This is a genomic window from Pseudonocardia spirodelae (assembly GCF_037727765.1).
GTDB classification, from domain to species: Bacteria; Actinomycetota; Actinomycetes; order Mycobacteriales; family Pseudonocardiaceae; genus Pseudonocardia; species Pseudonocardia spirodelae.
The window spans coordinates 121,283-144,215 of the sequence record NZ_JBBJUP010000008.1 but is presented as its reverse complement, the minus strand read 5'-3'; the positions used below and the strand labels follow the sequence as shown (position 1 = coordinate 144,215).

Annotated in this window: 30 protein-coding genes; 12 read left to right on the top strand and 18 right to left on the bottom strand. The window is 76.2% G+C overall.

The window, feature by feature from the left end; all coding sequences use genetic code 11:
• Positions 1-55 precede the first annotated feature (55 nt).
• The 5 genes from WJX68_RS12030 to WJX68_RS12010 all read right to left on the bottom strand — a co-directional run bounded on the left by WJX68_RS12030 (position 56) and on the right by WJX68_RS12010 (position 3,240).
• On the bottom strand, positions 56-454 hold the full coding sequence (locus tag WJX68_RS12030; protein ID WP_340289703.1) for an Asp23/Gls24 family envelope stress response protein: 399 nt from the start codon (positions 452-454) through the stop codon (positions 56-58).
• Positions 451-912, bottom strand: coding sequence for an Asp23/Gls24 family envelope stress response protein (locus WJX68_RS12025; protein WP_340289699.1), 462 nt, complete (start codon positions 910-912; stop codon positions 451-453). Before WJX68_RS12025 ends, WJX68_RS12030 begins: the two co-directional genes overlap by 4 nt.
• Before the next feature lie 280 nt (positions 913-1,192).
• A complete protein-coding gene (locus WJX68_RS12020; protein ID WP_340289696.1) occupies positions 1,193-1,666 on the bottom strand; it encodes a hypothetical protein in 474 nt (157 codons plus the stop codon).
• Positions 1,667-1,774: 108 nt separating this feature from the next.
• The gene (locus WJX68_RS12015; protein WP_340289693.1) at positions 1,775-2,587 is read right to left on the bottom strand and encodes a class I SAM-dependent methyltransferase; all 813 of its coding nucleotides are present in this window, start codon (positions 2,585-2,587) and stop codon (positions 1,775-1,777) included.
• Between the two features lie 107 nt (positions 2,588-2,694).
• The gene (locus tag WJX68_RS12010; RefSeq protein ID WP_340289690.1) at positions 2,695-3,240 is read right to left on the bottom strand and encodes a L,D-transpeptidase; all 546 of its coding nucleotides are present in this window, start codon (positions 3,238-3,240) and stop codon (positions 2,695-2,697) included.
• 357 nt (positions 3,241-3,597) lie between these two features.
• On the opposite strand from WJX68_RS12010, the gene WJX68_RS12005 reads away from it, so the two are divergent.
• Positions 3,598-4,071 (top strand): hypothetical protein, encoded by a 474-nt coding sequence (locus WJX68_RS12005; protein WP_340289687.1) that lies wholly within the window; start codon positions 3,598-3,600, stop codon positions 4,069-4,071.
• A 70-nt stretch (positions 4,072-4,141) separates the two neighbouring features.
• Here WJX68_RS12005 and WJX68_RS12000 read toward each other — a convergent pair whose 3' ends face one another.
• Both WJX68_RS12000 and WJX68_RS11995 read right to left on the bottom strand, forming a co-directional pair.
• The gene (locus tag WJX68_RS12000; RefSeq protein ID WP_340289684.1) at positions 4,142-4,468 is read right to left on the bottom strand and encodes a putative quinol monooxygenase; all 327 of its coding nucleotides are present in this window, start codon (positions 4,466-4,468) and stop codon (positions 4,142-4,144) included.
• A gap of 89 nt (positions 4,469-4,557) precedes the next feature.
• Positions 4,558-5,583 (bottom strand): NAD(P)-dependent alcohol dehydrogenase, encoded by a 1,026-nt coding sequence (locus WJX68_RS11995; RefSeq protein ID WP_340289681.1) that lies wholly within the window; start codon positions 5,581-5,583, stop codon positions 4,558-4,560.
• A gap of 271 nt (positions 5,584-5,854) precedes the next feature.
• On the opposite strand from WJX68_RS11995, the gene WJX68_RS11990 reads away from it, so the two are divergent.
• The 7 genes from WJX68_RS11990 (at position 5,855) to WJX68_RS11960 (ending at position 10,173) form a co-directional block, all read left to right on the top strand.
• On the top strand, positions 5,855-6,898 hold the full coding sequence (locus tag WJX68_RS11990; RefSeq protein ID WP_340289678.1) for a hypothetical protein: 1,044 nt from the start codon (positions 5,855-5,857) through the stop codon (positions 6,896-6,898).
• Positions 6,899-6,914: 16 nt separating this feature from the next.
• Positions 6,915-7,424, top strand: coding sequence for a PadR family transcriptional regulator (locus tag WJX68_RS11985; protein ID WP_340289675.1), 510 nt, complete (start codon positions 6,915-6,917; stop codon positions 7,422-7,424).
• Between the two features lie 68 nt (positions 7,425-7,492).
• Positions 7,493-7,924: a DUF1707 SHOCT-like domain-containing protein gene (locus WJX68_RS11980; RefSeq protein WP_340289953.1), complete on the top strand. Its 432-nt coding sequence runs from the start codon at positions 7,493-7,495 to the stop codon at positions 7,922-7,924.
• Positions 7,911-8,318, top strand: a complete 408-nt coding sequence (locus tag WJX68_RS11975; RefSeq protein WP_340289673.1) for a hypothetical protein — start codon at positions 7,911-7,913, stop codon at positions 8,316-8,318. The genes WJX68_RS11980 and WJX68_RS11975 overlap by 14 nt, the downstream gene beginning before the upstream one ends.
• Positions 8,319-8,349: 31 nt before the next feature.
• Entirely contained in the window at positions 8,350-8,982 is a 633-nt protein-coding gene (locus tag WJX68_RS11970) for a class I SAM-dependent DNA methyltransferase (RefSeq protein WP_340289670.1), read from the top strand.
• Between the two features lie 14 nt (positions 8,983-8,996).
• On the top strand, positions 8,997-9,392 hold the full coding sequence (locus WJX68_RS11965; RefSeq protein WP_340289667.1) for a hypothetical protein: 396 nt from the start codon (positions 8,997-8,999) through the stop codon (positions 9,390-9,392).
• A gap of 376 nt (positions 9,393-9,768) precedes the next feature.
• On the top strand, positions 9,769-10,173 hold the full coding sequence (locus WJX68_RS11960) for a transglycosylase family protein (protein ID WP_340289664.1): 405 nt from the start codon (positions 9,769-9,771) through the stop codon (positions 10,171-10,173).
• 90 nt (positions 10,174-10,263) lie between these two features.
• Here the strand turns inward: WJX68_RS11960 and WJX68_RS11955 are convergent, their stop codons facing one another.
• From WJX68_RS11955 to WJX68_RS11940, 4 genes are all read right to left on the bottom strand, one after another.
• The gene (locus WJX68_RS11955; RefSeq protein ID WP_340289661.1) at positions 10,264-11,412 is read right to left on the bottom strand and encodes an acyl-CoA dehydrogenase family protein; all 1,149 of its coding nucleotides are present in this window, start codon (positions 11,410-11,412) and stop codon (positions 10,264-10,266) included.
• The gene (locus tag WJX68_RS11950; RefSeq protein ID WP_340289658.1) at positions 11,409-12,419 is read right to left on the bottom strand and encodes a TIGR03617 family F420-dependent LLM class oxidoreductase; all 1,011 of its coding nucleotides are present in this window, start codon (positions 12,417-12,419) and stop codon (positions 11,409-11,411) included. Before WJX68_RS11950 ends, WJX68_RS11955 begins: the two co-directional genes overlap by 4 nt.
• Positions 12,420-13,298, bottom strand: coding sequence for an alpha/beta fold hydrolase (locus WJX68_RS11945; protein ID WP_340289654.1), 879 nt, complete (start codon positions 13,296-13,298; stop codon positions 12,420-12,422).
• 104 nt (positions 13,299-13,402) lie between these two features.
• Positions 13,403-14,011: a class I SAM-dependent methyltransferase gene (locus tag WJX68_RS11940; RefSeq protein ID WP_340289651.1), complete on the bottom strand. Its 609-nt coding sequence runs from the start codon at positions 14,009-14,011 to the stop codon at positions 13,403-13,405.
• Between the two features lie 20 nt (positions 14,012-14,031).
• Between WJX68_RS11940 and WJX68_RS11935 the strand changes: the two genes are divergently transcribed.
• Positions 14,032-14,745, top strand: coding sequence for an alpha/beta hydrolase (locus WJX68_RS11935; protein WP_340289649.1), 714 nt, complete (start codon positions 14,032-14,034; stop codon positions 14,743-14,745).
• A gap of 25 nt (positions 14,746-14,770) precedes the next feature.
• On the opposite strand, the gene WJX68_RS11930 is transcribed toward WJX68_RS11935, so the two are convergent.
• From WJX68_RS11930 to WJX68_RS11920, 3 genes are read right to left on the bottom strand one after another with little or no spacing between them, the layout of a single operon-like run.
• Positions 14,771-15,682 carry an alpha/beta hydrolase gene (locus WJX68_RS11930; RefSeq protein ID WP_340289646.1) on the bottom strand — a complete coding sequence of 304 codons (912 nt, stop codon included), beginning with the start codon at positions 15,680-15,682 and terminating at the stop codon, positions 14,771-14,773.
• A 25-nt stretch (positions 15,683-15,707) separates the two neighbouring features.
• Positions 15,708-17,780 carry a chorismate-binding protein gene (locus tag WJX68_RS11925; protein WP_340289643.1) on the bottom strand — a complete coding sequence of 691 codons (2,073 nt, stop codon included), beginning with the start codon at positions 17,778-17,780 and terminating at the stop codon, positions 15,708-15,710.
• A 58-nt stretch (positions 17,781-17,838) separates the two neighbouring features.
• Positions 17,839-18,492: a nuclease-related domain-containing protein gene (locus WJX68_RS11920; protein ID WP_340289640.1), complete on the bottom strand. Its 654-nt coding sequence runs from the start codon at positions 18,490-18,492 to the stop codon at positions 17,839-17,841.
• A 63-nt stretch (positions 18,493-18,555) separates the two neighbouring features.
• Between WJX68_RS11920 and WJX68_RS11915 the strand changes: the two genes are divergently transcribed.
• A complete protein-coding gene (locus tag WJX68_RS11915) occupies positions 18,556-19,044 on the top strand; it encodes a DnaJ family domain-containing protein (RefSeq protein ID WP_340289637.1) in 489 nt (162 codons plus the stop codon).
• A gap of 22 nt (positions 19,045-19,066) precedes the next feature.
• On the opposite strand, the gene WJX68_RS11910 is transcribed toward WJX68_RS11915, so the two are convergent.
• The 4 genes from WJX68_RS11910 to WJX68_RS11895 are packed head-to-tail and all read right to left on the bottom strand — an operon-like array spanning position 19,067 to position 20,856.
• Entirely contained in the window at positions 19,067-19,546 is a 480-nt protein-coding gene (locus WJX68_RS11910) for an SRPBCC domain-containing protein (RefSeq protein WP_340289634.1), read from the bottom strand.
• Positions 19,539-19,862: an ArsR/SmtB family transcription factor gene (locus tag WJX68_RS11905; protein WP_340289631.1), complete on the bottom strand. Its 324-nt coding sequence runs from the start codon at positions 19,860-19,862 to the stop codon at positions 19,539-19,541. Before WJX68_RS11905 ends, WJX68_RS11910 begins: the two co-directional genes overlap by 8 nt.
• A gap of 8 nt (positions 19,863-19,870) precedes the next feature.
• Positions 19,871-20,374 carry a hypothetical protein gene (locus tag WJX68_RS11900; RefSeq protein ID WP_340289629.1) on the bottom strand — a complete coding sequence of 168 codons (504 nt, stop codon included), beginning with the start codon at positions 20,372-20,374 and terminating at the stop codon, positions 19,871-19,873.
• Entirely contained in the window at positions 20,371-20,856 is a 486-nt protein-coding gene (locus WJX68_RS11895) for a DUF1707 SHOCT-like domain-containing protein (protein WP_340289626.1), read from the bottom strand. The genes WJX68_RS11900 and WJX68_RS11895 overlap by 4 nt, the downstream gene beginning before the upstream one ends.
• A gap of 166 nt (positions 20,857-21,022) precedes the next feature.
• On the opposite strand from WJX68_RS11895, the gene WJX68_RS11890 reads away from it, so the two are divergent.
• Together WJX68_RS11890 and WJX68_RS11885 are read left to right on the top strand one after the other, a co-directional pair.
• Positions 21,023-22,255: a sensor histidine kinase gene (locus tag WJX68_RS11890; protein WP_340289623.1), complete on the top strand. Its 1,233-nt coding sequence runs from the start codon at positions 21,023-21,025 to the stop codon at positions 22,253-22,255.
• A complete protein-coding gene (locus tag WJX68_RS11885; protein WP_340289621.1) occupies positions 22,252-22,920 on the top strand; it encodes a response regulator transcription factor in 669 nt (222 codons plus the stop codon). Before WJX68_RS11890 ends, WJX68_RS11885 begins: the two co-directional genes overlap by 4 nt.
• Positions 22,921-22,933 lie beyond the last annotated feature (13 nt).

Here is a 22,933-nt window from a genome sequence, read left to right as displayed (position 1 = left end):
CGAGAGAGGAGGTACCGGACTCCCCGGTCGGGGCGAGAGCGGGCGTCCGGGCGGGTCAGGCGTGTGTCGCGGGCGGGGCCTCGATCTCACCGGTGGCCGGTGCCGAGTCCGAGCGCCGGATCGGCGCGGTCTCGGCCGGTCCGGCGTAGTCGCCGACCACCACGTCCACCCGCGTGTCCCCGACGACGGGGAGCACGGCGGCGCGGACCTGGTCGGCGATCGCGGCCACCGACGCCGGGTAGCGGCCGACCACGTGGATCTCGACGGCCTGGGCCGTGGGGTCCACGCGGATGCCGCTGACCCGGCGTCCGGGCAGGTAGGTGGCGATCTCACCGAACCGGCCGGCGTGCAGCTGGGCCACCCCGGGGCAGCTCAGGACCGCGTCGGCGATCCGGTCGGTGTCGATGCCACCGGCGGCGACGGGTGCGCCGCCCGCGGCGGGGAGGGCGTTCACGCCACCCGCGAGGTGTTCTCGATCTTCTTCGGCTCCTCGTCCTTGCCGTCGTCCTCGGACGGCAGGTGGACGTCGTCGACCGAGATGTTGACCTCGACGACCTCGAGCCCGGTCATCCGCTCCAGGGCGGAGATGACGTTGCGGCGGACGGCCTTGGCCAGGTCGGCGATCGAGACGCCGTACTCGACGACGACGTTGATGTCGACCGCGGCCTGCTTCTCGCCGACCTCGACCGAGACGCCCTGCGAGGCGTTGGTCGTGCCGCCCGGGATGCGCTCGCGCAGCGCGCCGAACGCGCGGGCGGCGCCGCCGCCGAGGGCGTGGATGCCGCTGACCTCGCGGGCGGCCAACCCGGCGATCTTCGAGACGACGGTCTCGGCGATCCGGGTGCTGCCGTGCTCGGACTGCAGGGCCGAGGGGGTGCCGGTGGTGGCCGGGGCCTTGGTGTCGGTGCTCATCTGCGCCTCCAGTGCGTGGCCCGGGGTCGGGCCTCGTGTGGTTCCGGATCGGGGGAGCCGGTTCGCACCGGTTGTGCCCCGTCGATCCGCTCGACACACATGGGAGGTCGCGGGCCGCCGGATCCTCACGCACGAATTCGGGTGGCCGTCGTCACACCCTCCGCCGCGGCCCGGGTCCGTGACCTGCGGGTTGCGGCGCGACCTGCGACGGAGCGGCTCGCGCGGCCCCGGCGGGGGCCCGTTTTGCGATCATCACTTCGGATGATCACCGGACGGGTGCTCAGGCCGGCGGCAGCCCGATCGTCCAGCCGGTGACGTCGCGCAGTGCCACCTGCCAGCAGGCCGGCTCGACGTAGTTCGGGCCGGCCGCTGCGGTCGGCACGACGAGCGCCTCGGTGAAGTAGATCCAGTGGATGTCCTTCGTCGGGATGTCGGCGCCGGGCCGCTCGTCGCCGCGCCCGTCGGCCATGTCGTCGAACATCTCCGCCATGGACTGCGCCGAGGCGTTGCCGGGGTCGTCGGCGGTCAGCCGGCGCAGCTGGTCGCCCAGCCCGCGCAGCCAGGCGGCGGGGTGCACGGCGTTGCCGAACACCAGCCCGGCCGGGGTCGCGACGGTCAGCGGGACGCTGTTGCGCTCGTCGCGGTAGGCGATCGAGAGGACCGCCTGCAGGTAGCTGGGCGCGCTGAGCTCGGGGATCGTGACCACGCGCTGGGCGGCGGCCATCCCGGCGGGCCCGTCGGACTCGACCGTCATGACTCCGGACGGTAGTGATGCGCACCCAGCTCACGACAGGTCCACGTCGCCCTGACGAGAACGACCGGACGGCGCAGCCGGGACCCCGCCGACCGGTGCAGCGCCGTCTCAGGAACGGCGGGCGCGGGCGGCGTCCGGCTGCGGGCGCCGGGGCGCGGGCAGGGCGAGCACGGGGCGCACGACGACGCCGAGCCGCGCGCCGTCGCCGCCGGGACCGACGCCGTCGTGCGTGGTGTCGGCCCGCACGTGCAGGCCCCGCTCCGCGGCGGCGGCCGTCAGCTCGGCGTGCACCCGGTCGGCCGTCCCGGCCTGGCCGAACGCGCCGCGGTAGTGGTAGGCCAGGAGCATCCCGCCGGGGCGCAGCCGGTCCAGCAGGGTCGCGAGGCCGACGCGCAGCGTGACCGGCTCCCAGTAGTAGAGGACGTCCGTGGCGACGATCAGGTCGAACCCGCCCTCGGGCATCTCGTGCGGCAGCGTCCGGCGCACGAACGTCCCGGACGGGACCCGCGCGGCCGCCCGGTCGACGGCGGCACCGCAGATGTCGACGCCGAGCAGCGCCGTCGTGTGCCCGGCCAGGCGGACCGACAGGTCCCCCTCGCCGCAGCCGACCTCCAGCACCCGGTCGAACCGGCGCCCGGCGAGGACGTCCATGACGGTGCCGTACTTGTGCTGTTCGTAGGGGGAGAGGCCGATCGCGTACGGGTCCGGGCTGCGGTAGAGCCGGTCGTGCATGCGCCGGCCCCAGCCCGGCTGCCAGAGCCAGGTCTGCCCGGTCCACCGCGGGTCGTCGGCCGCCCGGCCCAGCCGGGCCAGCCCGCGCACCGGTACCGCGGCCGCACGGGCGCTCCCGCTCAGGGAGAGCCGCGCGACCCGGCGCGCGAGCTCGGTCGGCGTGCGACGGGGGTGCCGGCTGTCGGCCATCGGGCGCTCCGGAGTACGGGGACGGGGAGTACGTCCGGTGTGTCGCGCGGTGACCGTCCCGGCGTTACTCCGACCGCCGGAGCAACCCCCGATGCGGTGGTCGGTGGTCAGGAACCCTTGCGGGCCGCCTGCTCCTCCGACGCCTTCACGACCTGGACCTGGTCGCCGATCTGCAGGTAGTCGAAGTAGGCCTTGGCCTCGTCCGGCGGGACGTGGATGCAGCCGGCCGACGAGCGGTTCGGGTCGCCGCTGTGGAAGGCGATGCCGCCGTCGTTGAAGAAGACCGACCACGGCATCGGCGCCGGGCTGCCGTCGGGCAGGCGCGACTCCTCGCTCTTGTGGGTCGCGTCCTTGCGGTAGACCCGCAGCGAGTGGCCGACCGGGGTCTCCTGGCCGTTGCCGCCGGAGGAGATGCCGATCGGGCCGCGGATCACCTTGCCGTCCTGGATCAGCCAGGACCGCTGGGAGTCCAGGTCCACGCAGGCCTTCGCCGACACCGAGCACGGCGTGCCCGGGACCAGCGGCTCCGCGCGGGTCTGCTCGGCGGCGGGGGACCCGGCGACGGCCGTCCCGGCGAGGCCCACGCCCGCGACGGTGGCCAGTCCGAGGCCCAGCGCGACGAGGCGGCGGGGGCGCTGCCGATCGGTGTCCATGCGGTGCTCCTGTTCGTCCGCGTCGCTCGGGGTGGCGACGCCACGTGCTCGGTCCGTCACGGTGTGAGACGTCTGGGGAGCGTCCGGGTTGCGTGACGAAAGGACCTGCCGTGTGCGACCAGTCTGCACCCCGGTCCGCGGCACCCCGGACGCGGTGCGCTCCCGTCCCGATCACCCGGAACGCCCGTCTCGGCGGGGTCGTCCGGTCCGCCCGCTCCGCCCGTCCGGCCCGGCGCCGCGCCCGCGTGCCTGCACAGCGGAACCACAGGCGCACCACACGGCACGGACGGGTGCGCCGACGACGGTGGGTCCCGACACCGGCCACCGAGCCGGACCCCGCATCGCACGGAGGACGCAGTGACCACCCCGACCTCGCCGACACCGGCGGCCCCGGCCGCGGGCACCCCCGGTGCCCTCGTCCCGCACGCCGACCCCTACGCCCGGGCCGCGGCCCGGGTCGACGACACCACGGTGCTCCCGCAGGCCGGCGGCCGGGCGCACACCCCCGCACCCGCCCCGGCGGCCGGTCCCGCGCCGGCCGCCCCGGCGACGGCCGGCGGACCCGCCCCGGCCGCGCCGCGGCGCACCGTGGGGGTCCGCGTGGCCGCGGCGATCGCCGCGGTCGCCCTCGCAGTCGGCGTCGCGCTCGGCGCCCTGGGCGGCGGGCTGCTCGGCGGCCCCGGGGGCCCGGGCGGCGGTCCCGGTGGGCCCGGTGGCCCGCCCGGCACCTCCTCGGTCCAGGGCGGGAGCGGCGGCACGACCGGCGGGACGGGCACCACCGGTGGGACGGGCACCACCGGCGGCACCGGGACGACGACCGGCACCGGCTGAGCGGCCCCGGACACGGCGACGCCGGCGGCCCGAGGGGGACCGCCGGCGTCGCCGGGACTCGTGCGGACGGTCAGTGCGGGGTGACCTCACCCATCTCGACCCAGGCGTCCTTGCCGTCCTCGCTCTGGAAGTTGATGAGCGGCTTCTCCGGCACCACGGACCCCATGAAGTCGAAGAACTTCTGCGCGTGGTCGGTCTTGACGTGCGCGTCGCCCGCGGCACTGTCCCGGAAGACCTCCACGATGACGAACTCGTTCTCCTTCTCGACGTTCTCGTGGTAGTCGAAGGAGATGTTGCCGGGCTCGGAGTTCACGTCCTTCTTGTACTGCGAGATTCCGGACAGCCACTCCTCCCGCTTGTCGGGTCGGATCTGGGCCTTGAGCACGATGAGGATCACGTGAGCCTCCGGTTCACGGTCGTCGGGAACGTCGTGCGCGATCGTTCCACGGATCGGCGCGCGAGGTGCGTCTCACATCGGGACGCGGGTCAGCCGAACGTCGCGGTGTCGATCACGAACCGGTAGCGCACGTCGCCCTTCACGACCCGCTCCCATGCCTCGTCGACCTGGTCGCAGGAGATGGTCTCGACGTCGGCGCCCAGGCCGTGGCGCGCGCAGAAGTCCAGCATCTCCTGGGTCTCGCGGATGCCGCCGATCTTCGAGCCGGACAGGCTCTTACGGCCCGCGACCAGCGAGAAGCCGTGGTAGGACAGCTTCTCCTCCGGGACGCCGACGTTGACCATCGAGCCGTCCAGCTTCAGCAGGCCGAGGTAGTCGTCGACCGGGACGACCGCGGCGACGGTGTTGACGATCAGGTCGAAGCTGCCGGCGAGCTCGGTGAACGTCGCCTCGTCCTCGGTGGCGTGGTAGTGGTCCGCGCCGAGCCGCATGCCGTCCTCCTGCTTGGACAGCGTGCGGGACAGGACGGTCACCTCGGCGCCCATCGCCTTCGCGATCTTGACGCCCATGTGGCCGAGGCCGCCCATGCCGACGATCGCGACCTTCGTGCCGGGGCCCGCCTTCCAGTGGTTCAGCGGCGAGTAGAGCGTGATGCCGGCGCAGAGCAGCGGCGCGGCGACGTCGAGCTCGACACCGTCGGGGATCCCCAGTACGTAGTTCTCGTCGACGACGATCTGCGTCGAGTAGCCGCCGTAGGTGTTCTCGCCGTCGTGGTCGACCGCGTTGTAGGTCTGCACCTCGCCCTGCAGGCAGTACTGCTCCTCGCCGGCCCGGCAGTTCTCGCACTCGCGGCAGGAGTCGACGAAGCAGCCGACGCCGACGCGGTCGCCCACCGCGTAGCGGGTCACCTCGCCGCCGACGGCGGACACGACGCCGGCGATCTCGTGGCCGGGGACCATCGGGTAGATGCCCTCGCCCCACTCGTCGCGGGCCTGGTGGATGTCGGAGTGGCAGATGCCGGCGTACCGGATGTCGATGACGACGTCGTGCGGCTTGGGGTCGCGGCGCTCGATCGTCCCGCGCTCGAACGGCTTGTTCGGGCCTGCGGTCGTCATGGCGGACACGGTGGTGGGCACGGTTCCTCCTGGCCGGCGCCCTGGTGGGCGCCGGGGATCGGGTGCGGACGGTGTGGCCGGGCGCCGGTGCCGCGGCGGATCCGGGGTGCGGCGCGACGGCCGCATCACCGGATGGCTACCCACGCATGGTTGTGCACGACTCATGGTTGCGACGGCGGTCACGTCTCATCCGTACGACGGGGGCCGGACCGGGCGAGATCGGTCCTGCGGAGGATCCGGAGCGCGCCCGCCGGGCCCTAGCGTCGTCGGCATGGTCGAGACGACGGCGGGGCCGCGCTGGTGGATCCGGACGGGCTGGGTGCTGCACGCGCTGCTGCGCTTCGTGCTGATCATGGCCATGCAGGGGTACGTCTGGTCGAAGCTGAACCTGACCCAGATGGGCCGGATGGACTACTCCGAGGCGCTGGTCGCCACCGGGGAGAAGAGCCCGATGGGGCTGTTGTGGACGTTCATGGCGTACTCGCCGGTGGTCCAGTTCCTCGCGGGGGCCGCGGAGCTCGTCGTCGTGCTGCTGCTGGTGTTCCGCCGCACGGCCTGGCTCGGCGGCCTGCTCGGCACCGTCGCGCTCGGCACCGTGTTCCTGCTGAACATGACCTACGACGTGCCGGTCAAGCAGTTCGCACTCGCGCTCACGGCCGGGTTCGCGCTCGTCGCCGCACCGGAGCTGCCCCGGGTGGCCCGCTTCCTCGCCGGCCGCCCGACCGCCGGGACGCGCGGCGCCCCGCCGCTGCTGCCGTGGCCGCGGCTGCGCCGGGTGACCCGGTGGCTGGTCCCGGTGCTCGGGCTGGCGCTGATCGCCGCCCAGGGCGTGCTGTTCCAGCAGCTCCAGCCCGCCTACCAGCGCACCGACGTCGCGCTCGCCGGCGTCTACCGGGTCGTGGAGGACCCTTCGCCCCCCGCCGCGCGGCTCGCCGATGACCGGCGCTGGCAGCAGGTCGCCGTCGGCCGGTGGACCTGGGCCGGGCCGACGCTGCCGGTCCCCGGTGCCCCGCCCACCGGGTCCGCTCCGCTCGCGATCCGCACCGCCGACGGCGAGCTGGTCACCGGCACCTGGTCGCCCGTGCGCGACGGCCTCGTCCGCGCGGAGCTGCGCGCCCCGCGGTCGGGGCCCGAGCCGTTGCTCACCCCGCCCGCCCGCACCGTCGAGCTGGCCTGGTCGGTCCGCCCCGACGGCCGGGTCACCCTCTCCGGCGACGGGCAGCGGCTCGTGCTGGAGAGCGACCCCGAGCTGCGCTTCCTCTACGACCGCGGCTTCTCCTGGTCCTACGGCAACGGGGCGGCCGTCAACCGCTGAGCCCTACGCTGGCCCGATGCTTCCGCGGCTCGGGCAGGCCGAGTGGGTCGTGCTGGCGGTGACCGGCGAGCGCCCGGTCCACGGCTTCGCCATCGCCGCGCTCACCGCCGCCGACGGCGAGCTCGGCCGGGTCTGGCAGATCCCGCGGCCGATCGTCTACCGGGCGATCGGCCGCCTGGTCGACGCCGGTCTGATCACCGCGGGCGCCGTCGAGACCCAGGGCGGCCCGCCCCGCACCCTCTACGCGGCCACCCCGGCCGGGGAGGGGCACGTCGAGGCCTGGCTGGCCACGCCCGTGCCGCACGTGCGGGACCTGCGCTCGGAGTTCCTGCTCAAGCTCGCCGTGCAGCACCGCCGCGGCGGCTCGACCGCCGCGCTCGTCGACGCCCAGCGCCGGGTGCTGGAGCCGATCGTCACCGCGCTGCGGGCCGAGCAGGACGGCGGCGGCGACGACTTCGACCGGATGCTCGCCGCCTGGCGTCGCACCGCGGCCGAGGCCGCGCTGGCGTTCCTCGACGAGCTCTGAGTTGCGCGCCTCCTCCGGATAGCGGATAGTTCCGGTATCCGACGAGAGGGGTGAGGGTCGTGGTCGACATGCGGATCGGTGACGCCGAGCGGGAGCGGGCCCTGGAGCGGCTCGGCCGGCACGTGGGGGACGGGCGCCTGGACCTGGCGGAGTTCACCGCCCGCAGCGAGCGGGTCGCCGCCGCGCGGACGGCCGCCGAGCTCGCCGTCGTCGAGTCCGACCTGCCGCGGCTGCCCCCGCCGCCGGACCCGGACCGCGACCGCCGGGTCCGCCGCGCGGCGCTCGCCGCGACCTGGGGTCCGTGGGCGGTGACCGCCGTGGTCGTCCTGACGGTCTGGGCCGCGGTGGCCCTCGGCGGGGGCGGGACGTACTTCTGGCCGATCTGGGTGATCGGCCCGTGGGGCGCGCTGCTGGCGCTCGGGGCGCTCACCGGACTGCCGCTCGCCGGTCCGTGCGGGCGTGCCCGATCGCGGGTACACCGGGTCCATGCCCCGTCGTGACCTGACCTGGATCCCCCGCCTGCTGGGCGCGGCCACCGCCGCGTACGGCGCCGCCGTCGCCGTGAAGCCGGACGTGCTGCTCGCGCCGGCGAAGCTCGCCGGCGAGGGCCGGCCCGCCCCGGCCGGGGCGGCGACGCTCGCGCGGGCCGTCGGCGGGCGCGACCTGGCCTCCGGCCTGGCGATGGCGCTCGCCCCCGCCGGGACCCCGCTGAAGGCCGCGATCGCGGTCCGGGTCGGTGCCGACGTCGTCGACCTCGCGGTGCTGGGCTCCCAGCTCCCCGACCGCGACGCGCGCGAGAAGGCGACCCTGGTCGCCGCGGCCTGGGGCGCGCTGTGCGCCCTGTCGCTGCTCGCGGCCGACCCGCCGCGGCGCGGGCGCACCGGGCGGGCATGACAGCCCGCCGGGCGTCCACCATGATCGGGCGATGGCCACGAGTACCGGGGGCGACCCCCACCTGGAGCGCGCCTACACGCTGAGCGGTCCGGACGACGCCCGCGCCCTCTACGACGAGTGGGCGCCCACCTACGACGCCGACCTCACCGGTGAGACCCAGGGCTACGTCGCGCCGACGGTCACCGCGGACGCCGTCGTCGCCGCCGCCGGGACCGCGGTGGAGGTCCTCGACGCCGGCTGCGGGACCGGGCTCGTCGGTGCGGCGCTGCACGAGCGCGGCGTCACCCGCGTCGACGGCGTCGACCTCTCCCCGGGGATGCTCGAGCGGGCCCGGGCCACCGGGGTCTACCGCGACCTGCGCGAGGCCGACCTCACCGCGGCGCTCGCGCTGCCGGACGACACCTACGACGTCGTCGTCTGCGTGGGCACGCTCACCCACGCCCACGTCGGGCCCTCGGCGCTGGCCGAGTTCACCCGGGTCGTGCGGCCCGGCGGCTACCTGGTCGCCACCGTCCTGGACGACGTCTGGGAGTCCGGCGGCTACCGCGCCGAGGTCGACCGGCTCGCGGCCGCCGACGTGTTCGAGGCCGTCTCGATCGAGATCGCGCCCTACCGTGCCGGGCAGCGGGTCGACTGCCGGCTGCTGGTGCTGCGGGTGCGGTAGGTGAGGATGGCGCCATGACCTCCACCCCGGGCGACGGGCGCGGGACCGCGACCGGGCGCCGCATCCTGATCGTGCTGCTCGTGCTCGCCGCGGCGCTGCACGTGTGGCTGGCCGCCGGGGCGTCCGGTCCGGTCCTGGCCGGGCTCCAGGGGCTCGTCGGCGCCGCCGCGGCCGGTGCGCTGGTCCTCGTGGCGCGCCGTCCGGACGGTCCGGCGCTGCTCGCCTGCGCCGTCGCCGGCGGGGCCGGCGTCGCGCTGTTCCTCGTGCCCGGCCTGCTCGCCGTCGCCCGCGGCCAGGACGCGGCCTCCTGGCTGGACGCACGGGCGTTCGGGGCGCTGCTCGTCGACGCGATGGTCGTGCGGATCGCGGTGTTCACCCTGCGCCGCGCCGAGGGCGCACCACACCGCTGACGGACGCCGGAACATCTCCGGATCGGAAGCATCATGCGAGTGCCGGGCCGTTCCGTGATCTGTCAGACCGTGCTCTGAGCTGCGACGATGCTGTCCGCCGTGATCTGCGTGTGATAGCTCACCGACGCTCGTCTTGACCTGATCTCGGCCGTTCGGCGACCTTCGTTCGTGTCGCGGTCCTCCCCGGGCCGGACACACCGAAGCGCCGGAACCGCCACGCCACCACGGCCTCGTCCCGCGGTCCCCGGCCAGTCGATCCGCACGGACGGGACGAGGCTGCGGGCCGCGAGCTCCCTCGCGACGACACCGGTACGACGCCTCCCCGCGCGACCGGCCCGCCCGGAAAGTCGTGGGTCCGGACCTCAGGTGATCAAGAATGAGCAGCACGCGCATGTCCATCCGTGGGCGTTTCGTCGGTTCTCTCGTCGCCGGTGTCCTGGCGTTCGGGGCCCCGCTCGCCCTGGCCGGCACCGCGACCGCCGCCCCCGAGTCCTCCGCCGCCGTCGCCCCGGCCGCGGTCGCCGTCCCGACCGGGTCGGTCGCGACCTCGACCTGGGACAAGCTCGCCCAGTGCGAGTCCAGCGGCAACTGGAACATCAACACCGGCAACGGCTTCTCCGGCGGCCTGCAGTTCACGCCGTCGACCTGGAAGGCCTTCGGCGGCTCCGGCAAGGCGCACAACGCGAGCAAGTCCGAGCAGATCCGCGTCGCCGAGAACGTCCTGGACGCCCAGGGCTGGAAGGCCTGGCCCGCCTGCTCCAAGAAGCTCGGCCTGCGCTGAGCCCCCGGCGCCCGGGCGCGCCGCGCACGACCCGCGAACGGCACGGCCGTCGACCCGCTCGACGGCCGTGCCGTTCGCCGTGTGCCGGGGTCAGTACGAGCGCGGCAGGCCGAGCACGTGCTCGGCGACGTGGTTGAGCACCATCTCCTGCGGCAGCGGCGCCAGGCGCATCAGCCGGGCCTCGGTGAAGAAGCGGCTCACGTCGTACTCGGTGGCGTAGCCGAACCCGCCGAGGGTCTGCACGGCCCGGTCCGCGGCGAGGAACGCGGCCTCGGCGGCCAGGTACTTCGCGGTGTTGGCCTGCTCGCCGCAGGGCTCGCCCGCGTCGTAGCGGGCCGCCGCGTCGGCGATCACCAGTGCCGCGGCCTGCAACTGCATGTGCGCCTGGGCCAGCGGGAAGGCGATGCCCTGGTTCTGCCCGATCGGCCGGCCGAACACGGTGCGCTCGCGCGCGTACGCGACGGCGGCGGCCAGCGCGGCCCGGCCGGTGCCCAGCGCCTCGGCGGCGATCAGGATCCGCTCCGGGTTGAGCCCGTCGAGGATCATCCGGAAGCCGTGGCCCTCCTCGCCGACCAGGTCGGCGGCGTCGACGGGCAGGTCGTCGTAGACCACCTCGCACGACACGACGGCGTTGCGGCCCAGCTTGTCGATCGGGGTGATCGTCACCTCGGGGCGCTGCAGGTCCGCGAGCAGCAGCGACAGCCCATCGGTGCGCCTGGCCACCTGCTCGCGCGGGGTGGTGCGCACCAGGAGCAGGACCTTGTCGCAGAGGGGCGCCTTCGACGTCCACACCTTGCGCCCGCGGACCAGGTAGCGGTCGCCGTCGCGGCGCGCGGTCGTGGTGATCGCGGTGGTGTCCAGGCCCGCGTCGGGCTCGGTGACCCCGAACGCCACCTGCAGCGAGCCGTCGGCGACCCGGGGCAGGTAGCGGCGGCGCATCTGCTCGGACCCGTGCCGGACCACGGGGTTCATCCCGAACACCGACAGGTGGATCGCCGAGGCGCCGTTCATCGCGGCGCCGGACGCGGCGACCTCCTCCATCACCGCCGCGGCCTCGGAGATCCCGGCGCCCCCGCCGCCGTAGGCCTCGGGGATCGCGACGCCGATCCAGCCGCCGGCGGCCATCGCGTCGTGGAACTCGTGCGGGAACCGGTGCTCGCGGTCGCAGGCGCGCCAGTACTCCGGGCCGAAGCGGGAGCAGACCGCGCGCACGCCGTCGCGGATCTCGGGGTGGTTCACGCCGACCGCAGGCGAGTGACGGTGTCGAGGACCAGGGCCGGGTCGGCGTCGTAGGGCGTGTTGAGCGAGACGCGGTCGACGAGGCCGCCGTAGCGCTCCACGATCGCCGCGGCGACCCGCGCGGGGTCGCCCGCGACGGCGAACAGGTCCAGCAGGTCGTCGTCGACGAGACCGGCCATCTCCTCCCACGCCTGGTGCCGGGACAGCCCGCCGAGGCGGTCGGCCAGCTCGCCGCGGCCGTGGTGCTCCAGCACCGGGCGGTACGGCGGCGTCGAGGCGTAGAACGCCAGCTGGCGCCGCACCCCGGCCTCGGCCGCGGCCCGCGCGTCGGCGTCGGCACCGAGCACGGCGAACACCGGCAGGCAGACGTCGAAGCCGGAGAGGTCGTCGCGGCCCCGCCCGCGGCGCAGCGCCGGCAGCGTCACCCCGCCCAGGTAGGACGGCGAGGTCAGCGAGTGCGCGAGCAGCCCGTCGGTGACCCGGCCCGCGACCTCGGTCATCCGCTCGCCGACCGCGGCCAGCATCACCGGCGGCATCCCGTGCGGGTTCGGCCCCGGCGAGAAGAACTCGGTCATCAGGGTGTGGCTGTAGAACTCGCCGCGGTGGTGCAGCCGGCCGCCGCCGGCCCAGGCGTCGAAGATGGCCCGCAGGGCGGACACGAAGTCCTCCATCCGGGCCGCGGGGCGGCTCCACGGCATCCCGAAGCGGCGCTCCACGTGCGGGCGGACCTGCGAGCCCAGCCCCAGCTCGAACCGGCCGCCGGAGAGCTCCTGCACGTCGTTGGCCTGGTAGGCGAGCGACATCGGGTTGCGGGCGAACGCGACCGCGATCGCGGACTGCAGCCGGACCCGGCTCGTCGCGCGGGCGGCCAGCGCGAGCGAGACGAACACGTCGTGCGCGGTCTCGGGGACCGACAGGGTGTCGTAGCCGTCGGACTCCGCGGCGACGGCGGCGGCCTCGGTCTCCAGCGGGGTCGCGGCGAAGCCGCCGGTGGTGTCGACGCGCACTCAGCCGTCCTCCCGGGCCGGGACGACCCGGTCCAGCCAGGACAGCAGGTCGGCCACGATCTCGTCGCGGTTCGTCTCGTTGAACACCTCGTGCCGGGCGCCCGGCCAGATCCGCAGGGTGACGTCGTGCAGGCCGGCCGCGGCGTAGCGCTCGGTCAGCGGGCGGACCAGGGCGAGCCCGCCGTTCACCGGGTCCCGGTCGCCGACGACGACGTACACGGGCAGCCCGCCCGGGATCCGCCGCAGCGTCGCGACGTCGGCGAGCGGGCGCCCGCCGGCGAACATCGCCTGCGTGCCGGGCACGTCGAGACCGAAGCCGCAGCGGGCGTCGGCGACGTAGGCGTCGACCTGCGCGGTGTCGCGCGACAGCCACTCGAAGCCGGTGCGCTGCTCGAAGGGCGCGTTGAACGAGGACAGGTCCAGCGGCCCGGACAGGTCCAGGCCCTGTTCCATGAGGTCGAGCAGCGCGGTGCCCGACAGCACGACGGCGTCCGGCGGGGTCGCGTCGCGGAGCAGGAACTGCTGCACGGCGAACGAGCCCATGCTGTGCCCGAGCAGCACCAGCGGGACGCCGGGGTGCTCGGCGCGGGCCAGGTCGGAGAGCAGGCCGATGTCGGTGACGAGCTGCTCCCAGCCGTCGTCGCCGAGCACGCCGTAGTTCTCGGGGCCGCCTGCGGTGGCGCCGTGGCCGCGGTGGTCCTGGGCGTGGACGGCGAAGCCGCGGGCGGTCAGCGCGTCGGCGAGCGCCACGTAGCGCAGGGCGTGCTCGCCCATGCCGTGGGTGATCTGGACGATCCCCCGTGCGGGCCCCGCGGGGAGCCACCGGTAGGCGGTGACGGCCGTGCCGTCGCGGCCGGTGAAGGTGAACGTCTCGGGCATGCGCGGCACCGCCAGTGGTGAGGGGTCGATCTCCGTCGGATCGTGCGCCACCGCGGGGAGGCGGTCAATGCTCGGCCGGTTCGAGCGTGCGGTGCTGGGGTTCCTCAGCCGGTAGGGGTGCTCGCCCAGACCGCGTACAGCGGGTCGCCGGGGGCACCGCAGTCGCGTGCCCGCGCCGGGCCGAACGCGCCGCTGCGGCGGAAGTACTCCCCGACGATCCGGACCCGGGTCGCGTCGTCGGCGGCCAGCCAGCCGCGGATCGCCTTGGTCGGGAAGCAGCGGTCGGAGAACGTGCAGGCGAACACCCCTCCGGGCACCAGTACCCGTCCCACCTCGGCGAACACCGCGACCGGGTCGGTCAGGTAGTCGACCGAGACGGTGCAGACGCAGGCGTCGAACGCGGCGTCGGGCAGCGGCAGCACCGGGTCGGCGTTCAGGTCGTGCCGCACGGCCTCGTCGGCCATCTCGTTGGCCGCGAGCTCGGCACGGTTCATGCCCAGCACGGTCAGGTGCCCGGGGCGCTGCGGCAGGTGCGACACCCACGACGACATCAGGTCCAGCACCCGCCCGGTGGTGCCGAGCTCGCCGTAGAACGCCGCCGCCGCGGCGAGGGCACCCTCGTCGATGTGCTGGACGAAGCGCGGCGGCAGGTAGAACTCGCGGTCGTCACCGGGGTCGGCGCGGTCGAAGAAGCCGTCGGGGAAATCGCTCATCGTCGTGGGAGTCTGCCGTCATGACGACCTTCGTGCTGGTCCACGGGGCCTGGGGCGGCGCCCACGGCTTCCACCTGCTGCGGCCGTTGCTGCGCGCGGCCGGGCACGAGGTGGTGACGCCGGCGCTGACCGGGATCGGCGAGCGCTCGCACCTCGCCGGCCCGTGGATCGACCTGTCGGTGCACGTGCGCGACGTCGTCAACGCCGTGCTCTACGAGGACCTGCGCGACATCGTGCTGCTCGGCTTCTCCTACGGCGGCATGGTCGTGACCGGCGCGCTCGACGAGATCGGCGACCGGGTCCGCGAGCTCGTGCACCTCGACGCGTTCGTGCCCCGCGACGGCGATTCGGTCCTGTCCCTGGCCCCGGCGCTCGCGGCCGCGGTCCCCGCACCGGGCACGGCCGGGCTGGGCGCGTCCTGGCTGGTCCCGGGCCCGGAGCGGCACTACGACGACCCGGCCGAGGCCGCCTGGGCGGCGCCGCGCCGGTCCCCGCAGCCGATCGGCACCTTCACCGAGCCGGTACGGCTGTCGCGCCCGGTCGAGGAGTGGCCGTTCGGCCGGACCTACGTGCGCGCGACCCGGGAGGACGTCACCGGCGGCGCGTTCACCGCGGCCGCCGGGCGGGCGCGGGAGTCCGCGGCCTGGCGCTACGCCGAGATCGACACCCACCACCTGGTGCCGCAGAACCGCCCGCACGAGCTGGCCGCGCTGCTGCTGGAGCTCGTGTCCTGAGCGCGGCCGGCCCGGGCGCGACCGGTCAGAGCGCGTCGCGCAGCCAGGCGGTCGCGCGGGCGGTGAACCCGTCGGCGATCGCGGTGCCCGCCCCGAAGCCGTCGAAGCCGTGCGGCGCCCCGGCGACCACGTCGAGCTCGACCGGGACCCCCGCCGCGCGCAGGCGCGCGGCGTAGTCGACGTCCTCGTCGTGGAACAGGTCCGCGTCCCCGACGCCGATCCACGCCGGCGGCAGCCCGGACAGGTCGGCGCGCCGGGCGGGCACCGCGTACGGCGCGGGCTCGCCGGTGCCGGGCGGCCTGCCCAGGTAGGAGCGCCAGCCGACCTCGTTGTTGCGGTTGCTCCACACCCGGTGCGGCGGCCGGTCGAGGTCGCGGCGGGCGGCGGTGCGGTCGTCGAGCATGGGGTAGACCAGCCACTGCGCGACCGGCTGCGGGCCGCCCTCGTCGTGCAGGCGCTGGACCAGCGCGGCGGCCAGCCCGGCCCCGGCGCTCGCCCCGCCGACGGCGATCCGGTCGGGGTCCACACCGAGCCGCCCGGCGTCGTCGCGCAGCCACCGCCAGCCGGCGTGGCAGTCGTCGAGCGCGGCCGGGAACGGGTGCCCCGGCGCGAGCCGGTAGTCCACCGAGACGACCACGATCCCCAGCTCCGCCGCGACCCCGCCGCAGCGGACGTCGTCGATCCACGGTGAGCCGAGCACGAGACCGCCGCCGTGCACCCACAGCAGCGCCGCCGGTGCCCGGCGGTGGTCGGGGACGTGCACGCGCAGCATCGGCGGCCCGGGGTGGGTGGTGGACCGGACGCCGTCGACGGCGGCGGGACGGCCCCGCCGCGACAGCCGCTGCAGCAGCCGCAGCAGGCGGGGGCGGTGCAGGGGCAGCGGGGGGACCCACCGCAGCGGACGGCGCAGCTCCGCCGCGATCCGATCGGCGCTCACCCCGCCGATCATGCCGTGCGGGCGGTCAGCGGGACAGGCGACCGGCGAGGCGGCGGGTCAGCGGGTCGGGGGCGGCCCACTCGGCCAGTACGCGCCCGCCGTCCTCGACGCGGCGCACCCACCGGATCCCGCGCAGGGCGTTGACCAGGAACATCCCGTCGGCGTCGGCGAGCGCGGCGAGCGGCACCGGCGCGATCCGCACCGCACCCGGGCCGAGCAGGTCGAGCACCGCGCGGCGCCCGGTGCCGGGCAGGATCCGGCCGTCCAACGGCGGCACCCACAGCCGCCCGCGGTGCACCAGCGCGAGCGCCGACCGCGTCGACTCCAGCAGCCGGCCGGCCGGGTCGCACAGCAGCGGCGTCGCGGTGCCCGCGGCGGCCTCGTGCTCGTCGAGCCAGCGGCGGTCGGCGAACTTGTGCGCCTCGCCGGCCGTGCTGCGCCGGACGGCTGTGACCACGCCGTCCTGGTCGTCGAGGACCTCCGGGCCCGGCCACCCCGCGGCCCGCACCACGACGCGGCCGGGGTCGTCCGGCGCCGCCTCCACCCGCACCCGGTGGTGCCCGCGCAGGCCCGCCGTCGCGGCGCCGACCTCGGCCTCGACCGGCGCGGCCAGCGCACGCCCGGTCACCGCCAGGTAGGAGCGGCGCAGCCGGGCCGCGTGCTCGCCGACCCGGGCGGGCCGGCCGTCGACGCAGGCCAGCGTCTCGAACAGGCCCGCCGACCGGTCCGCGGGCCGGGTCCCGTGCCACCACGACGGCGGGGCCGGCCCGCCCAGCGCGGCCAGCACCGGTGCGGCCTTGGTGAGGCACTCGTCGAACTCCTCGGCCGGGTCGGAGTCGACGGTGACGCCCCCGCCGACGCCGAGCCGTCCCGTGCGGGACCCGTCGGCGCCGGGCGGGCCGAGGTCCAGGGTCCGGATCGCGACGTCCAGCGCCGCCCCGGCCAGCGGGCTCACCCCGCCGACGGCGCCGGTGAACAGCCCGCGCGGGCCGTCCTCGCACTCGGCGATCACCTCGCAGGCCCGGATCTTCGGCGCCCCCGTCACCGAGCCCGGCGGGAACGTGGCGGCGAGCAGGTCCGCGTCGGTGACCCCCGCGCGCAGCGACGCGTGCACCCGCGACACGAGGTGCCACACCCCCGGGTGCGGTTCGACGGCGAGCAGCCGCCCCGGCCGGACCCCGCCGGCCCGCGCGACCCGGGCCAGGTCGTTGCGCATCAGGTCGACGATCATCACGTTCTCGGCGGCGTCCTTGAGCGAGGCGCCGAGCCGGGACCGCTCGGCCGCGTCGGCGTCCGGGTCGCCGCCGGTGCGCGGCCGGGTGCCCTTGATCGGGGCGGTGGTGACCTCGTCGCCGTCGCGGCGCAGGAACAGCTCCGGGCTCGCGCCCACCGCGGCCCGCTCCGGGGTCATGACGAGCGCCGCCCGGGCCGGCGCGACCGGCTCGACCAGCCGGGCCCACGCCTCGTGCGGGTCGCCGTCGAGCCGCACGTCCAGCCGGGTCGCGATGTTGGCCTGGAAGATCTCCCCGCGCCGGATCTCGCCGACGCACCGCTCGACCGCCGCCAGGTGCACGTCGCGGTCGGGCCAGCGGGTGACGGCGATCCGGGCCGCGCGCTGCGGCGCCGGGCGGGCGAGGTCGGCGCACAGCTCGTCGTAGCGGCGCCGCGCGGACGCGACGCCGGGGTGCACCGGCAGGTCCGCGGGCACGCCCGGCCCGGCGACGAGGGCCTCGAACCACCACCGGTCGCCGTCGTGGCGCAGCACGTCGCGGTACCAGGACAGCACCGCCACCGGGCGATGTCCGGGCGGGGCGTGGTCGAGGAACCCGAACCAGCCGCCGCCCACCGCGCCGGGCGCACCCGGGTCGGCGGGCAGCCGCGGCACGGCGCCGAGCACGGCGAACGGGTCGGCCCCCGCCGGGGCCGTCGCCACCGGGTCGGTGGCGACGAGCGCACCCCACTCCCAGCTGCCGCCGAACGCGACCAGCCGTGCCCGGTGGGCGAGCCGCCGCACGACCTCGCCGACACCGGGCGGCGCCGCCACGGCCGGCAGCGGGACGCGGTGCAGCCCGGTGCGGGCGGGCGCGGTCGAGGTCACCGGGAGAGCATGCTGATCCGGCCCCGCCCCGGGAAGCCGCCGTGACCCGGCGCACCCCTCAGACCCAGCTCGCGGGCCGCCGGGCGACGGCGTGCACGTGCTCCACCTCCCGCGCGTCGAGCACCGGGGTCAGCCCGCGCAGGGCGAACACCAGCGCGCCCTCGGTGGCGACCACGACGTCGTCCGGCCAGCGGCGGACCCGGACCGGGGCCCCGACCAGCGCGATCACCGGCCGCACCGGCACCCGGGCCGCGACCGGCCCGAGCCGGGGCAGCAGCAGCTCCCGCACCAGCGCCGCCTCGGCACGGGCGCGGGGGACCGCGTCGGTCGCCGTCCCCGCGACGACGAGCCGCTCCCCGTCGAGCAGCAGCGACCGGCCGCGGTGGTGGCGCGTGTTGATCACGCAGACGCCGGGCGGACCGATCAGGACGTGGTCGAGGTCGGCCGCCCCGCCGTCGAGCGGGACCGAGTGCAGCACCCGCCAGCGCGGCGGCCTGCCGAGCAGCCGGTCCCGGCGGGTGCGGCCGGTCAGCTCGGTCAGCAGGTGCGCGGTGCGGTGCTCGCCGTCGGCGCCCAGGCGCCAGTTGCGGTCCGGGCGCCCGGCCTGCCGCTGCAGTGCCGCGACGTGCCCGGCGCGCCGCCCCGGGTAGTGGCGGGCCAGGTCGAGCGCCCGCGAACGGTCGGTGGTCCCGGACGGGAGAGGCGTGGTCATGGCCCGGAGTGTGCACCCGGGCACCGACAGGAATCGCTATCGTCGCGAGGGGGTGGTGCAGTCATGGGCGGTGACGACCCGAGGTTCGAGTCCGCGATCGACCGGACGATCCGCGAGGCCGTCGAGCGCGGCGACTTCGACGACCTGCCGGGCAAGGGCAGGCCCCTGCCCGGCGCGGGCCGGACCGGCCCGGTCGACGAGAACTGGTGGATCCGCGGCTACCTCGAGCGCGAGGGCGTCGGGGGCGAGGCGATGCTGCCGCCGTCGCTGCAGCTGCGCCGCGAGCTCGACCGCATCGACGGGACGGTCGCGCGCCTGGCCGACGAGCGGCGGGTGCGCGAGCACGTCGCGGAGGTCAACTCCCGGGTACTCGACCACATGCGCCACCCGATGGGCCCGCGGGTCCCGATCCGCCGCCTCGACGCCGACGAGGTCGTCGGGCGCTGGCACGAGGCGCGCGAGCGCCGCCGCGCCGCCCGCCGGACGGACCCGCCCGCGGTGCCCGCGGCGCCGTCGGGGCGGAGCTGGTGGCGGCGGCTGCTGCGCCGCTGACCCGACCGCCGGCCCGGGCCGCTCAGCGGGTCGCCGGCACCCGCGGTGCGAAGTGGCCGGGCGAGGCCAGCGGCCGTCCGGTCTCCAGCAGCGTCTTCAGCGCGGCGACGATCGCCGGCCAGCCCTCGCCGACGTCGCGGACGTCCCGCGCGCCCTGCTCGTCGTCGCCGAAGCCGGTGTGCACGATCTGCAGCTTGACCGCCTCCTCGCCGAACCCGGAGATGGTGAACTCGACGACGGTCGGCGCCCGTCCCGCGGCCTGCTCGGCCCGGCCGGTGAAGGTGTAGGACAGCCGGTGCGGCGGCTCGACGGCGAGGATCTCGCCGATGAAGTCGTCCCGGTCGGGGTGCACGGCCTCCAGCGGGCTGCCCACCCGCCAGTCCGAGGTCAGCTCCGCGCCGCCCCAGTACTGCATCGTGAACTCCGGCGTGGTCAACGCCCGGAACACGAGGTCGGCCGTGCTGCGGATGTAGGTCGTGTAGACGTAGGCGCGCTCAGTCATCGGGTTCCTCCAGTGCCGCGCGCAGGGTCACGACCGCCTGCACCCGGCTGCGCTCGAACTTCCCGATCCACCGGTCGTGGATCTCCTGGACGGGCACCGGGTCGAGGTGGTGGATCTTCTCCCGCCCGCGGCGCAGGACGGACACCAGCCCGGCGGCCTCGAGCTGCGCCAGGTGCTTGGAGACGGCCTGCCGGCTCATCCCCAGCCCCTCGCACAGCGCCGCGAGCGACTGCCCTCCCCGTGCGTGCAACCGGTCGAGGATGTGCCGCCGCGTCGGGTCCGCGAGGGCCCGGAACACGGCGTCCACGTCGGTCACGAGCGCAATTATGCAACCAGATGGTTGCGTGTCAACCGCGTGCGGATCCGTCCGCCGGGCTTCTCCACCGACAGCACGAGCGATCCGAGCAGCGCCACCTGGTGCAGCAGCGAGGACGCGACGAGCAGCCCCGGCACCGACCGGTCGCCGGCGGAGGCCGCGTCGACCCAGCCGGTGTTCAGCGCGACCGAGCTGACGATCACGGCCAGCGACAGCACGGTCTTCGCGACGACCCAGCGGTGCCGGAACAGCCCCCACGCCGTTCCGGCACCGAGGACCGCGCCGCTCAGCACCGTCCCCACCGCGAGGAACGGGATCACCCCGTTCCCGACCGTGCTCATCACGGCGACGGCGAAGCCCGCGTCGGCGTCGCGCAGCAGGACCGCGGCCGGCAGCACGAGCATGACCAGGGCGGCGCCGGTCCAGGTCGCGGCGAGCAGGACGTGTGCGGTGCGCAGTGCCGACCGGACCGGACGGGAGAGCCGGCGCGGGGCCGTGACGGCGGCCGTCACCGCAGCTCCGCGGGAAGCGCCTCGTCCGGGCCCGGCTCGCGCTCGGCGCGCCGGGCGTGCACGAACAGGAACAGGCCCAGCCAGAACGCCGGCCCGACGGGCACGAAGAACGGCGCCGGGCCGAGCACCGCGGCGAGGACCAGCAGCACCAGCACGACCGCGGTGACACCGGCGTGGACCCGTAGGTTGCGCCGGGCGCGCGGGGTCAGCGGCCCGCGCCGTGGGCGCCGGGGCGCGGGTGGGCGGGGCAGGCCGGCGAGCAGCGGGACGAGCTCGTCGCGGGTGCGGGCGGCGTAGGCGGCGGCCTGGCGCTCGTCGGACTCGGCGAGGGTCAGCCGTCCCTCGGCGGCGGCCTCGCGCAGCCGGGCGGTGACGTGCTCGCGCTCGGCGTCCGAGGCGAGCACGGCGCCGGCCGCGACGGCGCCGGCGGGGACCGGTACGGGGGTGCCGGTGTCGGGTGTGGTGTCGGGTGTGGCGGTCATGCGACCCAGCGTCGCCGCGGGCGGGCGCGGGCGCGTCCGCCCGGGGGAGCGGACCGGGCTGCCCCCCGCGGTGCGGGCCGCGGGCCCGGCGTACTCCCGGGGGAGTACGCCGGCGGTCGCCGCGCGGACGACGTGACCGTCGGTGGGCGGGGCTACCGTGTCGTCCGTGCCCGTCGACGCAGGTCCGGCGCGGGTCGGGACCGGCCGGGTCCTCGTCCCGCCGCTCGTCGTCGCCCTGGTGACGGCGGCCGGGTCGGCGTTCGCCGCGCTGCGCCGCCCGGGCTTCTCGGGGGCCGCCCCGGAGTTCGCCTCGGCCGCGCCGCTGGTCCTCGACGCGGTGTCGGTGACGCTGCTCGCCGTGGGGCCGGTCGCGCTGCTGTTCCGGCACCGGCACCGGATCGCGGTGCTGGCGGTGTGCGCCGCCGCGGTCGTCGTGCTGCTCGGGCTCGGGTACTCCCCGGCCGGCCCGGTGGGGCTCGCCGCCGCCGTCGCGCTGGTGTCGGCGGTGGCGGCCGGCCGGCACCGCGCGGCCGTCGCCGTGGTCGCCGTCGCGCTGGTGGTGCTCCTGGCCTGGTGGGTCCTCGCCGGCCGCGCGGTCCTCTGGGCGGCCACCGGTCCGGTGCTCGCCTGGTCCGCGGCGCTGGTCGCGGGCGGTGCCCTCTGGCGGGTCCGCCGCGAGCGCATCGAGCAGGCGCGCCGGGCCGCGGAGGCCGAGCGCCGCCGTCGCACCGGGGAGGAGCGGCTGCGCATCGCCCAGGAGCTGCACGACGTGCTCGGCCACCACGTCTCGCTCATCAACGTGCAGGCGGGGGTCGCGCTGTACCTGATGGACGACGACCCGGAGCAGGCCCGCACCGCGCTGACGGAGATCAAGCGGGCGAGCCGGGACCTGCTGCGCGAGATGCGGTCCACCCTGGGGGTGCTGCGCGGGGTCGACGAGCACGCCCCGCGGCTGCCCACCCCCGGCCTGGACCGGCTCGACGCGCTGCTCGACGAGGTGCGCGCCGCCGGGCTCCCGGTGCGCAGGCGGGTCGAGGGCGAGCCGTGGCCGCTGCCGACCGGGACCGACCTCGCCGCGTACCGGATCGTGCAGGAGTCGCTGACCAACACCCGCCGCCACGCCGGCCCGGCCTCCGCCGTGGTCACCCTGCGCTACGGAGACGGCGCCCTCGGCCTGACCGTCGACGACGACGGCGCCGGTCCGCCGGCCGGGTCCGCCGACGGGACCGGGCTGACCGGCATGCGGGAACGGGCCCGGTCGGTCGGCGGGACCCTGGACGCGGGCCCCGGGCCGGACGGCGGGTTCCGCGTGCACGCCCACCTGCCCGCCGTCCGGGACGACCCGGCGCCCGCCGGGCCCGCGCCGGGCGGCGCCGCCCCGCCGGGCGGTGCGCGGTGATCCGTGTCCTGCTCGCCGACGACCAGGCCCTCGTCCGGTCCGGCTTCCGCGCCCTGCTCGGGTCGCAGGCCGACCTGAGCGTGGTCGCCGAGGCCGCCGACGGCGCGCAGGCCGTCGCCGCGGCCCGCGAGCACCGGCCCGACGTCGTGCTCATGGACATCCGCATGCCCGGCACCGACGGGATCACCGCCACCCGCACCCTGACCGCCGACCCGGACCTGGCGGCGACCCGGGTGATCGTGCTGACCACCTTCACCGACGACTCCTACGTCTTCGACGCGATCCGCGGCGGGGCGAGCGGGTTCCTGGTCAAGGACTCCGAGCCGGCCGACCTCATCCACGCCATCCGGGTCGTGCACGGCGGCGAGGCCCTGCTGGCCCCGGCCGTCACCCGCACCCTGATCGCGGAGTTCGCCGCCCGGTCGCGGTCCGGCCCGGCCGGGTCGGTGCGTCTCGGCGACCTCACCGAGCGCGAGCGCGAGGTCCTCGCCGAGGTCGCGGCCGGGTGCTCCAACGACGAGATCGCCGTCCGCCTGCACATGAGCCCGACGACGGCGAAGACGCACGTCAGCCGCACGATGGCCAAGCTGGGCGCCCGCGACCGCGCGCAGCTGGTCGTGCTCGCGTACGAGTCGGGCCTGGTCCGGCCCGGCTGGCGGGGCTGAGCGGGCCGGGCGG

Bases quoted from the DNA above. Each gene is read 5' to 3' on its own strand.
- WJX68_RS11910 (WP_340289634.1), bottom strand. From the start codon at position 19,546: ATGACTGAGCGCGCCTACGTCTACACGACCTACATCCGCAGCACGGCC.
- WJX68_RS11985 (WP_340289675.1), top strand. From the start codon at position 6,915: ATGCTTCCGCGGCTCGGGCAGGCCGAGTGGGTCGTGCTGGCGGTGACC.
- WJX68_RS11940 (WP_340289651.1), bottom strand. From the start codon at position 14,011: ATGAGCGATTTCCCCGACGGCTTCTTCGACCGCGCCGACCCCGGTGAC.
- WJX68_RS11915 (WP_340289637.1), top strand. From the start codon at position 18,556: ATGGGCGGTGACGACCCGAGGTTCGAGTCCGCGATCGACCGGACGATC.
- WJX68_RS11980 (WP_340289953.1), top strand. From the start codon at position 7,493: ATGCGGATCGGTGACGCCGAGCGGGAGCGGGCCCTGGAGCGGCTCGGC.
- WJX68_RS11895 (WP_340289626.1), bottom strand. From the start codon at position 20,856: ATGACCGCCACACCCGACACCACACCCGACACCGGCACCCCCGTACCG.
- WJX68_RS11970 (WP_340289670.1), top strand. From the start codon at position 8,350: ATGGCCACGAGTACCGGGGGCGACCCCCACCTGGAGCGCGCCTACACG.
- WJX68_RS11965 (WP_340289667.1), top strand. From the start codon at position 8,997: ATGACCTCCACCCCGGGCGACGGGCGCGGGACCGCGACCGGGCGCCGC.
- WJX68_RS11990 (WP_340289678.1), top strand. From the start codon at position 5,855: ATGGTCGAGACGACGGCGGGGCCGCGCTGGTGGATCCGGACGGGCTGG.
- WJX68_RS12025 (WP_340289699.1), bottom strand. From the start codon at position 912: ATGAGCACCGACACCAAGGCCCCGGCCACCACCGGCACCCCCTCGGCC.
- WJX68_RS11945 (WP_340289654.1), bottom strand. From the start codon at position 13,298: ATGCCCGAGACGTTCACCTTCACCGGCCGCGACGGCACGGCCGTCACC.
- WJX68_RS12020 (WP_340289696.1), bottom strand. From the start codon at position 1,666: ATGACGGTCGAGTCCGACGGGCCCGCCGGGATGGCCGCCGCCCAGCGC.
- WJX68_RS12010 (WP_340289690.1), bottom strand. From the start codon at position 3,240: ATGGACACCGATCGGCAGCGCCCCCGCCGCCTCGTCGCGCTGGGCCTC.
- WJX68_RS11995 (WP_340289681.1), bottom strand. From the start codon at position 5,583: ATGACGACCGCAGGCCCGAACAAGCCGTTCGAGCGCGGGACGATCGAG.
- WJX68_RS11975 (WP_340289673.1), top strand. From the start codon at position 7,911: ATGCCCCGTCGTGACCTGACCTGGATCCCCCGCCTGCTGGGCGCGGCC.
- WJX68_RS11920 (WP_340289640.1), bottom strand. From the start codon at position 18,492: ATGACCACGCCTCTCCCGTCCGGGACCACCGACCGTTCGCGGGCGCTC.
- WJX68_RS11960 (WP_340289664.1), top strand. From the start codon at position 9,769: ATGAGCAGCACGCGCATGTCCATCCGTGGGCGTTTCGTCGGTTCTCTC.
- WJX68_RS11935 (WP_340289649.1), top strand. From the start codon at position 14,032: ATGACGACCTTCGTGCTGGTCCACGGGGCCTGGGGCGGCGCCCACGGC.
- WJX68_RS12015 (WP_340289693.1), bottom strand. From the start codon at position 2,587: ATGGCCGACAGCCGGCACCCCCGTCGCACGCCGACCGAGCTCGCGCGC.